The 14,421-nt window shown below is 66.2% G+C and carries 13 protein-coding genes; 2 read left to right on the forward strand and 11 right to left on the reverse strand.

Features of this window, described 5'->3' with window-relative positions:
- From CZ674_RS03935 to CZ674_RS03950, 4 genes are read right to left on the reverse strand one after another with little or no spacing between them, the layout of a single operon-like run.
- Complete coding sequence (locus CZ674_RS03935) at positions 1-594, reverse strand: GNAT family N-acetyltransferase (RefSeq protein ID WP_086991223.1); 594 nt, start codon at positions 592-594, stop codon at positions 1-3.
- The gene (gene trpS, locus CZ674_RS03940; protein ID WP_086991224.1) at positions 594-1,589 is read right to left on the reverse strand and encodes a tryptophan--tRNA ligase; all 996 of its coding nucleotides are present in this window, start codon (positions 1,587-1,589) and stop codon (positions 594-596) included. The genes CZ674_RS03935 and trpS overlap by 1 nt, the downstream gene beginning before the upstream one ends.
- A 10-nt stretch (positions 1,590-1,599) precedes the next feature.
- The gene (locus tag CZ674_RS03945) at positions 1,600-2,427 is read right to left on the reverse strand and encodes an exodeoxyribonuclease III (RefSeq protein WP_086991225.1); all 828 of its coding nucleotides are present in this window, start codon (positions 2,425-2,427) and stop codon (positions 1,600-1,602) included.
- A 24-nt stretch (positions 2,428-2,451) separates the two neighbouring features.
- Entirely contained in the window at positions 2,452-3,480 is a 1,029-nt protein-coding gene (locus tag CZ674_RS03950; protein WP_086991226.1) for a YihY/virulence factor BrkB family protein, read from the reverse strand.
- Between the two features lie 51 nt (positions 3,481-3,531).
- On the opposite strand from CZ674_RS03950, the gene ptsP reads away from it, so the two are divergent.
- On the forward strand, positions 3,532-5,181 hold the full coding sequence (gene ptsP, locus CZ674_RS03955; protein WP_086991227.1) for a phosphoenolpyruvate--protein phosphotransferase: 1,650 nt from the start codon (positions 3,532-3,534) through the stop codon (positions 5,179-5,181).
- A gap of 76 nt (positions 5,182-5,257) precedes the next feature.
- On the opposite strand, the gene CZ674_RS03960 is transcribed toward ptsP, so the two are convergent.
- Both CZ674_RS03960 and CZ674_RS03965 read right to left on the reverse strand, forming a co-directional pair.
- Positions 5,258-6,850: a GTPase gene (locus CZ674_RS03960; protein WP_086991228.1), complete on the reverse strand. Its 1,593-nt coding sequence runs from the start codon at positions 6,848-6,850 to the stop codon at positions 5,258-5,260.
- Complete coding sequence (locus CZ674_RS03965) at positions 6,847-8,589, reverse strand: dynamin family protein (RefSeq protein WP_159456888.1); 1,743 nt, start codon at positions 8,587-8,589, stop codon at positions 6,847-6,849. Before CZ674_RS03965 ends, CZ674_RS03960 begins: the two co-directional genes overlap by 4 nt.
- Before the next feature lie 133 nt (positions 8,590-8,722).
- On the opposite strand from CZ674_RS03965, the gene CZ674_RS03970 reads away from it, so the two are divergent.
- Positions 8,723-9,346 (forward strand): hypothetical protein, encoded by a 624-nt coding sequence (locus tag CZ674_RS03970; protein WP_086991230.1) that lies wholly within the window; start codon positions 8,723-8,725, stop codon positions 9,344-9,346.
- A gap of 54 nt (positions 9,347-9,400) precedes the next feature.
- Here CZ674_RS03970 and CZ674_RS03975 read toward each other — a convergent pair whose 3' ends face one another.
- From CZ674_RS03975 to CZ674_RS03995, 5 genes are all read right to left on the reverse strand, one after another.
- Positions 9,401-10,168, reverse strand: coding sequence for a succinate dehydrogenase iron-sulfur subunit (locus CZ674_RS03975; RefSeq protein WP_086991231.1), 768 nt, complete (start codon positions 10,166-10,168; stop codon positions 9,401-9,403).
- A gap of 13 nt (positions 10,169-10,181) precedes the next feature.
- The gene (gene sdhA / locus CZ674_RS03980; protein ID WP_407640212.1) at positions 10,182-11,984 is read right to left on the reverse strand and encodes a succinate dehydrogenase flavoprotein subunit; all 1,803 of its coding nucleotides are present in this window, start codon (positions 11,982-11,984) and stop codon (positions 10,182-10,184) included.
- Positions 11,985-12,015: 31 nt separating this feature from the next.
- The gene (locus tag CZ674_RS03985; protein ID WP_086991233.1) at positions 12,016-12,468 is read right to left on the reverse strand and encodes a succinate dehydrogenase hydrophobic membrane anchor subunit; all 453 of its coding nucleotides are present in this window, start codon (positions 12,466-12,468) and stop codon (positions 12,016-12,018) included.
- Positions 12,468-12,899: a succinate dehydrogenase, cytochrome b556 subunit gene (gene sdhC / locus CZ674_RS03990; protein WP_086991234.1), complete on the reverse strand. Its 432-nt coding sequence runs from the start codon at positions 12,897-12,899 to the stop codon at positions 12,468-12,470. The genes CZ674_RS03985 and sdhC overlap by 1 nt, the downstream gene beginning before the upstream one ends.
- Positions 12,900-12,979: 80 nt before the next feature.
- Positions 12,980-14,137, reverse strand: coding sequence for a glycosyltransferase family 4 protein (locus CZ674_RS03995; protein WP_234988412.1), 1,158 nt, complete (start codon positions 14,135-14,137; stop codon positions 12,980-12,982).
- Positions 14,138-14,421 lie beyond the last annotated feature (284 nt).

The following is a 14,421-nucleotide window of genomic DNA, read 5'->3' on the forward strand; positions in this document are numbered from 1 at the left end:
TCAGGCGAGATCGGGCCATGGGAGAGCGCCCTCGACGTCTCCGCCACTGGTGATCACAGCGTGATGCTGGCGTTCGCGACCGGATGCCCGGGCCAGATCGGTCGGTGCCTGCATGTCGTGGAGTCCGAGGTAGGTGAATCCTGCCGCCTTCGCGACCCGCATCGAAGCGATGTTGCCCTCGTAGCAGTTCCAGTGCACCTCGGGCCACACGAGGCACCCCTCAGCGTGCCCGACCAAGGTGCGCAGCGCATCCGTCATGAGTCCGCGACCCATGGCGTCGGGATGCAGCCAGAATCCGACTTCGCGCTCGTCTTCGCGCAGCCCGATGACGCCAGCAAGGGGCCCGCTCACGCGCTCGCGAATCGCCCAGACTCGCTCGTCATGCTCGCCGCGCCAGCCGCCGGGGGCGAACTCGCGGATGAAGAACTCGGCATCTGAGCGCTGGTACGGCCATGGAGTCTCGAGAAACCGGTGTGCGTCGTCGGTCGAGCAGGCTTCGACCATGCGCTCGACATCGCTCTCGCGCAGAGCCGTCAGCACGACCTTGCCGCCGAGCACCGGCAGCGACGGCCCGGCGAGAGGCGCCGCAGACATCAGCGCAGGCCCATCGCCACCATCGCGCGATCGAGCGTCGCGTCGGCCACGGCGCTTGCCCGCTCGGCGTTGGCGTCGAGGATGCGATCGAGCTCGGCGGGGTCGTCGAGCAGATCGAGCGTGCGGTCGCGAATCGGCGACAGCTCATCGATGACAGCCTCTGCGACGGCACCCTTGAAGGCTCCGTAGCCCTGGCCATCGAATTCGGCAACGAGGTCGTCGATCGGGCGGCCCGTGAACGCCGAGAGGATGCCGAGCAGATTCGTCACGCCGGGCTTGTTCTCGGCGTCGACGCGAATCGAGCCGTCGGTGTCGGTCACTGCTGACTTGATCTTCTTGACCGTCTTGCCGGGCTCGTCGAGCAGCCAGATGATGCCCTTGTCGGTCTCGGCCGACTTCGACATCTTGCGAGTCGGATCCTGCAGATCCATGATGCGTGCGGTCTCGCCGAGGATGTGCGGCTTCGGAACCCTGAAGGTCTTGCCGAACCGCTTGTTGAAGCGCTCTGCGAGGTCGCGGGTGAGCTCGACGTGCTGCTTCTGGTCGCCGCCGACCGGAACAAGATCGGTGTCGTAAAGCAGTATGTCGCCCGCCATCAGAATGGGGTAGGTGAAGAGGCCGACGTTCGCGGCCTCGACGCCCTCCTTCGCGCTCTTGTCTTTGAACTGCGTCATGCGGCTGGCCTCGCCGAAGCCGGTGATGGTCGACAGCAGCCATGCCATCTGCGAGTGGGCTGCGACGTGCGACTGCACGTACAGGCACGATGCTTCGGGGTCGATGCCGCCCGCGATGTACTGCGCGGCGAGGGTGCGCACCTGCTGGCGCAGCACCTTCGGGTCTTTGGCGCTCGTGAGCGCATGGAGATCGACGATCGAGAAGAACGCTTCGCCCTCGGCCTGCAACTCGCGCCACTGCATGAGTGCTCCGACGTAGTTGCCGAGGTGCAGCGAGCCCGAAGAGGGCTGCATGCCCGAGTAGATGCGGGGCTTGGTCATGTGGGGTTCCTTAGATGTTGTAGTCGACGACGACGGGAGCGTGGTCGCTCCACCGTGTGTCATAGCTGGGGTAGCGGTCGACGCGGTAGTGCTCGACGGATGCCGCGAGGGCGGGGGAGACCATGTGGTAGTCGATGCGCCAGCCCGTGTCATTGTCGAAAGCCTGGCCGCGGTTCGACCACCAGGTGTACGGCCCGTCGACTTCGCCTGCGAAACGGCGCCCGACATCCGCCCATCCGTGCCCGGGTCGCGTGACGCCGTCGATCGCCTCGACTTCGCCTTCGCCGAAGAACCCGTCGAAGTAGCTGCGCTCGGAAGGCAGGAAGCCGCTCTTCTTGCGGTTGCCGCGCCAGTTCTTGATGTCGAACTCGCGGTGGCCGACGTTCAGGTCGCCCACGATCGCAACGTGCTCTGCGTGCTCGCGCAGCTGCGGCATCCGCTCGTTCATCGCGTCGAGGAACTTGAACTTCTCGACCTGCTTGGGGGTGTCTGCCTCGCCCGAGTGCACGTAGGTTGAGACGACCGTGATCTTCGCGCCGCCGATCTCGAAGTCGCCTTCGAGCCAGCGGCCCTTCGAGTCGAAGTCGACCGCGCCGAAGTCTGTGCGGTGCGCGACGGCCGGCTCGCGAGAGAGTAGCGCGACGCCGGCGCGGCCCTTGGCTGTCGCCTCGTCAGAGAGCACGTGCCAGCCCGGCACGAGCGGCACCAGGATGTCTTCTGTCGCGCGCACCTCCTGCAGGGTCACGATGTCGGCATTGACCGACTCGAGCCACTCGCCCATGCCCTTTCGCATTGCCGCGCGGATGCCGTTGACGTTGACTGAAGCGAGCCGAATCATGCCCTCCAGCCTAGTGGCCCCTCGCTACTTCGCAGCCTTCTTGCGGCGCTTCTTCTGCTGCTTGCCGAGGACCAGCTGTGCCAGGCGCGGGTCGTCGCGCTCCTTGAGCTCGGCGAGCTCGTCGCGCACGCGCTGCAGCCGCTCTTCTTCTGCCTTCTTGTCTGCCGCGATCTTCTCTCGCGAGCGCTCGCGCTGCACCTCGAGGGCGGCGTCGAGGCGCGACTCCGAGCCGTCGCCGCGGCCGACAGCGAGGATCGCCAGCGAGATCAGGTAGATCTGGTTGACGAAGCCGAGCCAGATCAGGATCACGAAGACGGATGCGATCGAGGCGAGCAGCGGGTTGTTCGCGATCGAGCCGAACAGCATCGACGCGAAGAACTTGAGCACTGCGAAGGCGCCGGCGCTCAGCAGGGCCGAGCCGAAGAGGTACTTGATGGGCAGCCGCACCTGCCCCGCCCACCGGTACATCAGCAGCACGATCGCGGTGTCGAGTGCGAGCTGCACCACGAAACCGACGAGCCAGCTGAAGCCGCCGAGGCCGAGCTGCTGGGCGAACGCCTGCGTGACCGCGAGCACGCTGCTCGAGACGAGCACGAGCAGTCCGATGCCGATCGCGACGCCGAGGTCGGTGAGCTTCAGCACGACCGGGTTCTTGAGCGGGCTCGGCAGGCCCAGCATGGCGCGAAATCCGAGTCGGCTCGTGGCGATCCAGCGGGTTGCGGTCATGATGATTCCGACTGCCGCCACGACTCCGGCGATGTCGACTGCGCGGGACTCGACGAGCGTGTTGGGGTTGATGACTCCATTGCCGTCAGCGTCTTGGATCAGCCCCGGAATCTGCCCGGAGATCGACTCGATGATCATCTCGCGCAGCTCGACGTTGCCGCCGAGCACCTGCATGAAGACCGCGAAGGCGATGAAGAGCCCGGCGAAGATCGAGAAGAACGCCGACAGCGTCATGCCCTGCGCATACACGGGCCCGTCATTGCCTGTGTAATGCATGTAGGCGCGCACCGGACGCAGCTGCATGACTCGCTTTATGATCTGCACCATTCCTCCATTGCAATCTTTTCAGTGCTCTCGCCAACAGCGTAGTGTGAAGGCATGTCACAGTTGCACGGAGTAGGCGTAGGACGCGGAATCGCTGCAGGCAAGGCACTGCGGATGCCAGACAGGCTCACCCCACCGACCGATGCGCCGCTTGAGGGCGACGCCGAAGGCGAGGTGCAGCGGGCGACGGATGCGCTGCACCAGGTCGCGGGCGACCTCATGTCGCGAGGCGAGACAGTGGGAGGCGAGGCGCAGGATGTGCTGCAGGCCGCTGCCCTGATGGCGCAGGACCCGGCCCTTGCAGACGACGTTGCCGCGCGCATCCGTGCTGGTGTGAACGCCGAATTCGCAGTGCAGGAGGCGTTCGGCCAGTTCAAGCAGATGCTGGTCGCACTCGGCGGCTACATGGCCGAGCGCGCCACTGACCTCGACGACGTCGCTCAGCGTGTCATCGCACAGCTGCGCGGCGTGCCGGCCCCCGGCGTGCCGATGAGCGACGAGCCGTTCGTGCTGATCGCACGCGACCTGGCTCCTGCTGACACCGCGACCCTCGACCTCGACAAGGTGCTCGGCCTCGTCACGCAGGACGGCGGCCCCACTTCGCACACCGCCATTCTCGCTCGCTCGAAGTCGATCACAGCGATCGTCGGCGTGCCCGAGCTGCTCGACAAGGTTTCAGACCGGCAGTTGATCATCGCGGATGCGCGCAGCGGCGAGGTCACACTCGACCCGACCGCCGAGCAGCAGGAGGCCGCTGAGGCCGAGCGCATCAAGCGCGCCGAGGTCGCCAACGCCCCCATCACCCCCGGAGCACTCGCAGACGGCACCCCGGTGCAGCTGCTCGCAAACGTCGGCCGCCCGGAAGAGGCTGCGGCTGCGCTCGAGCTCGGCGCTGAGGGTGTCGGACTGTTCCGCACCGAGTTTCTCTTTCTGGATTCGAAGACGCCGCCGACGGTCGAGCAGCAGACCGAGCAGTATGCCGCGATGCTGCGTGCCTTCGAGGGCAAGAAGGTCGTCGTTCGCGTGCTCGACGCCGGCGCCGACAAGCCGCTGGCCTTCTTGAACGATGACGACGAAGAGAACCCGGCACTCGGCCTGCGCGGCATCCGTGCGCTGCGAGCCAACGAGAAGGTGCTGCGCGACCAGCTGCAGGCGCTCGCTGATGCTGACGCCGCGACAGACGCCGACCTGTGGGTCATGGCGCCGATGATCGCCAATGCTGAAGAGACCGAGTACTTTGTGACGATCAGCCGCGAGTACGGGCTGAAGACCGTCGGGGCCATGGCCGAAGTGCCGTCGATCGCGCTGCAGGGCTCGCAGGTGCTGGAGCGCTGTGACTTCGTGTCGATCGGCACCAACGATCTCACCCAGTACACATTTGCGGCCGACAGGCTGCTCGGCACAGTGGCGCAGTTTCAGGATCCGTGGCAGCCGGCCGTGCTGCGCCTGGTCGGGATGCTCGGCGACGCGGGTGCCGCGGCTGACAAGCCCGTCGGAGTCTGCGGTGAGGCTGCGGCTGACCCGGCGCTCGCGGCAGTGCTGGTCGGGCTCGGCGTCACGTCGCTGTCGATGTCGGCTGCTGCGCTCGGCGATGTGCGTGCTGAGCTGAAGAGCGTGACGCTCGAGGAGGCGCGGGAGCGCGCTGCGCGTGCGCTGACCGCTGTCGATGCGGCTGAGGCTCGGCGGTTCGCTGCGGGGGCTTAGCTGCCGGCTGACCTGATCTGAACTCCTTTTGGAGTTCGCCTTTCCACGAGATCGCTGCGCGATCTCCTTTTGGAGTTCAGCGTCGCCGCGCGAGCTTCACCGCTTCGACAAAGCCACGCCAGCGTTCGCGCTCCTCGCGCACCGGCTCGACGATCTCCTCGCGCGCCGTCGCGTTGACCTGACGCAGCAGCCGTCGCCGCGCCCTCGTGCGTCGAACAGCCCCGGCGACACCGCCGAAGGCAGCGCTCAGCAGCCCGAGCAGGATCCCGAGCAGAATGCCGCCTGCAACCAGCAGCGTCGGCACCTGCCACCCCTCGACCGTCGGCACCTCGGGCGTCAGAAACGGCAGCCCGAAGCCGAACGAACCCATCAGCCACAGCAGCAGATACCAGCCGACGCCGACCAGCGCGGCCAGCAGTGCCACCCACTGCAGCACCGTGACGATGCTCCACCCCCACGACACGCGCGCCTGCAGGCGAGTGCGAGCAACCGCGCGATCCAGCTCTTCTGGCAGCCCCGGCAGCGCAGACTCTGCGCGCTCGCGAACCGACTCGGCCCATCCGCCGCTCAGGTCTGCCGACGCCCGGGCAGCGTAGTCGCGCACGCCCTTGTTGGCCTGCGCCCGACCAGAGGCAGACATCTTCGGCATGCTCGATCGGTGCACGCCACTCTCGTCGGCCTCCTCGCGCAGGCCGAGCCGGCGCAGCGGGTCAGCCCGAAACCGCAGCATCCACGACGTCAGCAGCCAGCCGGTGCGCTGCCCGAGGCGCTTGCGATACGACGAGCCGACGGCTGCAGCGATCGCCGGAACCCCGGCAGCCTGCCCCAGCGCCTGCGTGAGCGCCTTCTCTGCATCTCGCGGCGGCTGTGACGGCACCCGCGCATCCGCCCACTCCGAGGTCGCCGAGTCGATGTCGGCCTCGATTCGTTCGAGCTGGGCACGCCGCCCCTTCGCGACCTTGGCGATCTGCTGCCGCACCGCGTCGACGCCGTCGCCAGTGCGCGCGCTTGCTCCGAGCACCTTGACTTTGCCGAGCCCGTCGCGCTCGAGCAGGTCTCTGAACGAGTCGGCAACGGCCTTCTGATCGGATGCGCTGAGCAGGTCGGTTTTGTTCAGCACAGCGAGCGTCACGGCGCTGTGTCCGGAGTGAGGGGTGATGAAATCGCGATGTATGACTGCGTCGGCATACTTCTCGGGGTCGACGACCCACACGAGCACGTCGACCTGTGCCGCCAGCCTCGCGGCGATGTCGCGGTGCTCGGATCGCACCGAGTCGAAGTCGGGCAGATCGAGCAGAATGAGCGGGCCTACCTGCTTGTCGAAGCCGCCCGTGCGCTCGGAGCGGTCGCGCACTTCGAGCCAGTCGAGCAGCGCGGCCGAGCCATCCGGCTGCCACACCGCCGCCAGGGGCGTGCTGGTCGTGGGCCTGCGCACGTGCGTCGTCGCCACATCCGCCCCGACGATCGCGTTGAACAGCGATGACTTGCCGCTGCCGGTCGCCCCGAAGAACCCGACGACCGTGTGCTCGTCAGAGAGCTCGCGCCGAGACGAGCCCGACTGGGCCACTGCGCGAATGCGCTCGGAGTCCGCGCGAGCGATACGGCCGTCGGCGAGCTCTGCGGCGGTGTCGAGGGCGGTCAGCCGCTCGGCAAGTGTCGGCTTGCTCACGAGGCGTCTCCCGCTCCGTCGCTGGGCCTCGCCGCATCGCTCTGCCCAACCGCGACCGCCGACTCTGCCAGCTCGACTACGTCGCGAGCCCGCTCACGCAGCTCGTCAGCCGACGACCCGGCTTCGAGCTGCTCGAGCAGCACCTCGTAGCGCTTCGCCTCTTCGCTCATGAGCCGGTCGACGCGCTCGTTCAGCTCGGTCTTGGCCTTCGCCGCCAGGCGTCGCACAGCATCTTCGCCGAAGATCGTCTCGAGCAGCTTCTGGCCAACGACAGCCGACCCGCCCGCGATCGCGATCTCGCCGCCCGTCAGCCCGCCGGTCGACGCGAACACCACAATCATGAGCGCCACCGTGATCGCGTTGAGCCCGAGCGACATGATCCGCGCACGCATGCGCTTGCCCCCGGCACTCGCCTGAATGGTCTCGACGAGCGACGCCTGCCACTCGCGAATCAGCTGCGCCGAGCGTCCGCTCAGATCGGCGGATGCGGTGGCAAGGCCGGGCGTGTCGAGGTCGCGCAGCTGCGGCTCGGTGCGTCCGATGCCCCGCCACGCGCGTGCGGCCGCCGACTCGCCGGCGTCGATGATGACGGCGTGCAGCCCATGCTCGATCTCGGTCTCGACGGCCTGCAGCGGCTCGGGCTTGCCGGTGAAGAAGCGGCCGATGCGGTCGACGGTTCCTGAGAACCACTGCTCGACCTTGCGAAACACATCGGAGGTGCCCACAAAGTCCTGCCAGCGGCCGAGCACTTCGTCGCGCAGCAGGCGTCCGTCGCTGGTCGCCTCGATGACCTGCTCGGTCGCCTCGGCGTACTCGGCGGCGACGAGCGCACGAGCGGCGGATGCACGCTCGAGTTCGCGGGCGCGGGCGTCGGCCAGCGCGTCGACACCGGATGCAAGATCGCGCGCGGCGCCCACCAGCGTCCGCGCGGCAACGGCCCGACGCGACTGGGCGTCTTCGGCGAGCCCGTGCAGATGCTTGCGAATGCGCTCGATGCTCTCGGCAGGCAGCACCTCGTCGAACTGCGAGACCGTGCCGACTTCAAACAGCCGCGCGTCGCCGAGACCGGCCTCTGTCAGCATCACCTGCAGATCGGCGGCAATGCTCTCGCGGGCTTCTTCGTCAACCCTGTTCAGCACCACGGCGACCTCGATGTCGCGCTCGGCCGCACGATGCAGGAACTGCCAGGGGAGCGCATCCGCGTATCGCGCCGGTGTCGTGACGAACAGCCAGAGATCGGCGGCAGCCAGCAACTGAGCTGCCAGTGCCCTGTTGCCGTCGTCGATGCTGTCGAAGTCGGGGGCGTCAAGCAGGGCGAGGCCCGAGGGCATCGAGTCGGTCGCGAGGATGCGAATTGCAGCACCGTCTGCGCTCTCACCGGTGGCGCCGTCGCTGCGCACGCGAGCGAGGGACGGCAGGATGCGCGAATCGCTGAACCAGCGCTCGTCATCGGGATGGCAGACGATCAACGGCTGCCTGGTGGTCGGCCTAATGACACCGGCGGCGCTGACACGGCGGCCCACCAGGGCGTTCACGAGTGTCGACTTGCCGGCGCCCGTCGAACCGCCAACGACTGCGAGCAGGGGAGCGTCGAGTCGCTCGAGCCTTGGCTGCACGTAGTCGGCGAGCTGTCGCACGATGGAGTCTCGCTTGGCGGCAGAGTCGGCGTCGAGGGCGAACTGCGTCTCTTCTAGGGTTGAGCGCAGCGCCTGCGGCGCATCTGTCTGGTTGCCTGGCACGATTCCATTCTGCCCCATGCAGGCTTCCTGCCCATCGGCCTCATAGCCAGCGTTCAGCGTCCTTTGCTGATGAGCGGTTACCATCAGAAGTCGACGGCAGACTCGTTTCAATTCTGAACATCAGGGAGCACTCATGCGAAAGCGGCAAGGCATCACAGCCATGGTCGCAACCGCTGCTGCCCTGACCCTGCTGGCCGGTTGTGCCAGCAATGCGACCCCCCAGGCGCGTCCGCAGCAGACTCAGCAAGAACAGCAGCATGACGGCACGCTCCCCAATCGCGAGTCCGCAGCTGACGAGAGTGAGCCCAGCGGCGAACACACCCCCGATCACATGGGCATGCCGCCCCCGTATGAACCGCAGCCGCTGTGGCCTGAGTCAGGCGTGGTCGAGTTTCCGCACGAGGTCGGCGACGGCTTCACCGGTGGAACAGACGTTAACGTCACCACCTTCTTCGTCTCGAGTGTCTACACCGACAACGACTACAACCTGCTTTCGGTGCGGGTCGCCGACAACTTTTATGGCTACAACGCGCGCGACTACTCGTACAGCAACCTGCACTACGTCGACGGAGTGCTGTGCGGTGGCAATGGCGGCTCCAGCGAGTCAGAGATCTATTCGCGCACGTGCTGGATCATCGGAACAGACGGCGAGACATGGATGACCTCGTACAGTGCTGACATCAGCTACGAGGATCTGGCTGGCTACCTTCGGGTCGTCCACGATGCTCTCGTCGCCAACGCAGCCGACATCAGCTGAGACAGAAGAATGGCGGAGCCCCGAGGGGCCCCGCCATCAGCTGTGATGTTCGAGTTAGAGCTTCACGCCCGAGATCATCGCCTGCTTGACCTCTGCGATCGCCTTCGTCACCTGGATGCCGCGGGGGCAGGCGTCGGTGCAGTTGAAGGTGGTGCGGCAGCGCCACACGCCCTCGCGGTCGTTGAGGATATCGAGGCGAACCTGCGATGCCTCGTCACGCGAGTCGAAGATGAAGCGGTGTGCGTTCACAATCGCGGCCGGGCCGAAGTACTGGCCGTCAGTCCAGAACACGGGGCATGACGTGGTGCATGCTGCGCACAGGATGCACTTGGTCGTGTCGTCGAAGCGAGCGCGCTGCTCGACTGTCTGGTGACGCTCCTTCTCGGGCTTCGAAGTCGCCTGCAGGAACGGCTGGATCTCGCGGAAGGAGTCGAAGAACGGCTCCATGTCGACGATGAGGTCCTTCTCGAGGGGCAGACCCTTGATCGCCTCGACGTAGATGGGCTTCGAGATGTCGAAGTCCTTCACGAGCGCCTTGCATGCCAAGCGGTTCTTGCCGTTGATGCGCATCGCATCCGATCCGCAGATGCCGTGAGCGCACGAGCGGCGGAACGTCAGCGTCGAGTCCTGCTCCCACTTGATGCGGTGCAAGGCATCGAGGATGCGCTCGGTCGGGAACATCTCGACGTCGTAGTCGACCCAGCGGGGCTCGTCGTCGACCTCAGGGTCGAAGCGGCGGATGTTCAGCGTCACCGTGAACGACTTGGGAGCCTCTTCTTCGACGATCACTTCGCCGGCTTCTGCAACAGCAGCGTCACTCAATCGATACCTCCTGCTAGTACTTTCTGGCCTTCGGCTCGTACGTGCCGAGACGAACGGGCTTCCAGTCGAGACGAATATGGTCGGTGGCGACCGACGAATGGGGGTCACCCGCGAGGTACGCCATCGTGTGCTTCAGGTACGTCGCGTCGTCGCGGTCGGGGTAGTCGTCGCGCATGTGACCGCCGCGCGACTCCTTGCGGTTGAGCGCGCATGCGACGAGGACCTCGGCGAGATCGAGCAGGAACCCGAGCTCGACTGCCTCAAGCAGGTCGGTGTTGAAGCGCTTGCCGCGGTCGTGCACAGCAACGTTCTTGTAGCGCTCGCGCAGACCGGCGATGACCTCGGTGGCCTTCGTGAGCGTCTCTTCGGTGCGGAACACCTGGGCGTTCATGTCCATCGTGTCCTGCAGATCCTTGCGGATCGCGGCGACGTTCTCGGTTCCGTCGGATGCGCGCAGCTCGTCGAGCATGCCGATCACGCCCTGAGCGGGGTTGGCTGGCAGGTCGATGAACTCAGCCGTCTTGGCGTACGTGACGGCGTTGTTGCCGGCGCGCTTGCCGAAGACGTTGATGTCGAGCAGCGAGTTCGTTCCGAGGCGGTTGGCGCCGTGGACCGAGACGCAGGCGCACTCGCCCGCTGCGTACAGGCCGGGCACGACGGTGTCGTTGTCGGCGAGCACTTCGGCGTCGTTGTTCGTCGGGATGCCGCCCATCGCGTAGTGCGCGGTCGGGTAGACGGGAACAGGCTCGGTCACGGGGTCGACGCCCAGGTAGGTGCGTGCGAACTCGGTGATGTCGGGCAGCTTGTTCTCGAGCACATCCTCGCCGAGGTGCGTGCAGTCGAGGAAGACGTAGTCCTTGTTGGGGCCGGCGCCGCGACCGTCGAGCACCTCCTGCACCATCGAGCGCGCGACGATGTCACGAGGTGCGAGGTCTTTGATGGTGGGGGCGTAGCGCTCCATGAAGCGCTCGCCGGATGCGTTTCGCAGGATCGCACCCTCGCCGCGAGCACCCTCGGTGAGTAGGATGCCGAGGCCGGCAAGGCCGGTGGGGTGGAACTGGTAGAACTCCATGTCTTCGAGCGGGAGGCCCTTGCGCCAGATGATGCCGACGCCGTCGCCGGTCAGCGTGTGCGCGTTCGACGTGGTCTTGAAGATCTTGCCGAAGCCGCCCGTTGCGAAGATGACCGACTTGCCCTGGAAGACGTGGATGTCGCCCGTTGACAGGTCGTAGGCCACGACGCCCGAGACGCGCTGCACGCCGTCGACCTCGGTCATGACCAGGTCGAGGGCGTAGAACTCGTTGAAGAAGTTCACGCCGTGCTTGACGCAGTTCTGGTAGAGCGTCTGCAGGATCATGTGACCCGTGCGGTCTGCCGCGTAGCAGGCGCGGCGAACCGGTGCCTTGCCGTGATCGCGGGTGTGGCCGCCGAAGCGTCGCTGGTCGATCTTGCCCTCAGGCGTGCGGTTGAACGGCAGACCCATGTTCTCGAGGTCGAGCACTGCGTCGATGGCCTCGCGGGTGAGGATCTCAGCGGCGTCCTGGTCGACGAGGTAGTCGCCGCCCTTGACGGTGTCGTAGGTGTGCCACTCGTTGTTGTCTTCTTCGACGTTCGCCAGCGCTGCCGCCATGCCGCCCTGCGCCGCACCGGTGTGCGATCGCGTCGGGTACAGCTTGGTGATCACGGCAGTCGATGCCTGCGGCGCGGACTCGATTGCGGCGCGCATCCCGGCTCCGCCTGCCCCGACGATGACGACGTCGTGCTGGTGGTAGTGGATGCCGTCGCGGATCTCGCCCGCGTTGGGGTTTGTCTTGATCTTCTTAGCCATAGTCCTTAGATGCCTGTCGCTAGAGCGTCGCGCAGAACGACGGGAGCAGCTCGGGGTCTGCGCCGGCGGGGCACGGGTCGAATGTGAACGTGATGAGCGTGCCGAGGATGATCAGCACTGCAGCGGCCACGACGACCGCGCCGATGAGCACCTTGCGGATGCCCTCCTTGTGCACGTAGTCGTTGATGACGGTGCGCATGCCGTTCGAGCCGTGGATGAATGCGAGCCACAGCATGATGACGTCCCACCACATCCAGAACGGGTCAGCCCACTTGCCGGCCACGAATCCGAAGGTGATGGCCTGGATGCCGCCCTCGGTCCAGATGAGGTTGTAGAAGAGGTGCCCGAAGATCAGCACGATCAGCACGACGCCGGAGGCGCGCATGAAGACCCAGCCGATCTTGTCGAGGTTGGGGCCCTTGCGGTTCGACGAGCGAGCCGGGTACGCGTAGTTGGGGTTGTCGATCGTCATCAGTGGGCTCCCAGCACGTTCGGGATGTGGCGGATCGAGAATCCGACCACCAGGATGACGGCGAGCGCGATGACGACCCAGAACAGCGAACGCTGGATCTTGGTGGCCGCCGGCCACATGTCAACCGCGATGATGCGGAGGCCATTGAGCGCGTGGAAGACCACTGCTCCGACCAGCACGATCTCGCCGAAGCCCATGATGGGGTTCTTGTAGGCGCCGATGACGGCGTTGTAGACCTCTGGGCTCACACGGACGACCGCCGTGTCGAGAACGTGTACCAGGAGGAAGAAAAAGATGGCGATGCCGGTGATTCGGTGCAGGACCCACGACCACATTCCTTCGTTGCCCCGGTAAACGGTGCCCGCAATGCGGTTTTTCGAAGGCTTCGGGGTCTCATCGGCGAGGCTGCTGGTGCTTTGGGACACGCGCATTCCCCTTCTTGTTGCTGTAAGAGACGACATCAGTCTACGCCTCGCCGGCGCTTAGGTTCGCCTTAGCGGCCGGAGCGGCGTCAGGCCTCGACCAGTTCTGCCTCTTCGACACCGCGGAGGGCGCGTGCGGTCGCCTTCTCGTAGTGCTTGATCAGGTCATCGCACACCGAGGGCCACGACCGGGTGAGCACGCGTCTGCGACCTGCCTCGCCCATCCGCCCCCGTTCTGACGACGATGAGGCGAGCCTCGCGACCGCCTGGTGCAGCTCGGTGCGCGAGTCGGGTTCGAAGAGGTGGCCCGTCTCGCCCTCGTCGACGAGGTCGATGGGGCCGCCGGCTCGCGGCGCGATGACCGGCAGACCGGCAGCGGCGGCCTCCTGCAGGGTCTGGCCGAAGGTCTCCTCGGCTCCTGTGTGGCAGAACATGTCGAATGAGCCGTAGGCGGCCGACAGCGCGTTGCCGCTGAGGGCGCCGAGGTAGACGGGGTCGAACTTCGCGAGGCGGCTGCGCACCTCGGGCATCGCGGGGCCGTCTCCGACGATCGCGACGCGGATGTTCGGAATGCCTTCGAGCGCCTCGAGCCGGTGCAGGCCCTTCTCGGGTGCGACGCGGCCCACGTAGCCGGCGATGGTCTCGCCGCCGGGTGCGATGCGCTCGCGGAGGGCGGCGGATGCGGCGCCACGGCGGTTGTCGGGGTGGAAGCCCTCGAGGTCGACGCCCCGCACCCACTTCTTGACGCGCTTGACGCCAGCGTTCTTGAGGTCGGCGATGGCGGCGCTCGACGGTGCCAGCGTGCGGTCGGCTCCGTTGTGGATCTGCTTGATCACCTTCCAGGCGATGCTGGCTCCGGCTCCGAGCCGGTTGCGCTTCGCATAGCCGGCGACGTCGGTCTGGTAGATCGCGACCGAGGGGAGGCCGACGCGCTGAGCCTCGCCGATCGCCTGTCCGCCGAGCATGAACGGACTCGCCGCATGCAGCACATCCGGCTGAAAGCGCTGCAGGAGAGCCGCGACCTGCGGACTCGGAAGGCCCACCGGAAACTGGCGGTAGGCGAGCGACGGCACTTCGAACACGGGAGTGCCGCGGTACTGGGTCGGTGCTCCGCAGCGAGGAGTGATGACGATGGCCTCGCGGCCCGTCTCCTGCAGGTGGTCGAGCACACGGCACACGCTGGTGGTGACGCCGTTGATAGTGGGGAGGAAAGACTCAGTCACAATGGCAACTCGTTCGATCTTCACAGCTTCAGCGTAGGAAGCCCCGGTGCTTTCGGGTCGAACCCGAGGTGAATGCCGGGTGAACCTTGCTGAACTGAACTCCTTTTGGAGTTGAGATGGGGTCGCGGATGCGCGGCTCGGTTTGTGGCGTCGTGGCCGTTTTGAACTCCAAAGGGAGTTGGGATGCGCGGGTCATGTCTGAAAAGGAGGTCAGACGGGCTGAAATCGCCAATGGGAGTTGAACCAGCTCCTTTTCGAGCACTGAACTCCCTTTGGAGTGCACCTGTGCAATCTGAACTCCCTTTGGA

Source organism: Agrococcus casei LMG 22410, assembly GCF_900163565.1.
Lineage (GTDB): Bacteria > Actinomycetota > Actinomycetes > Actinomycetales > Microbacteriaceae > Agrococcus > Agrococcus casei.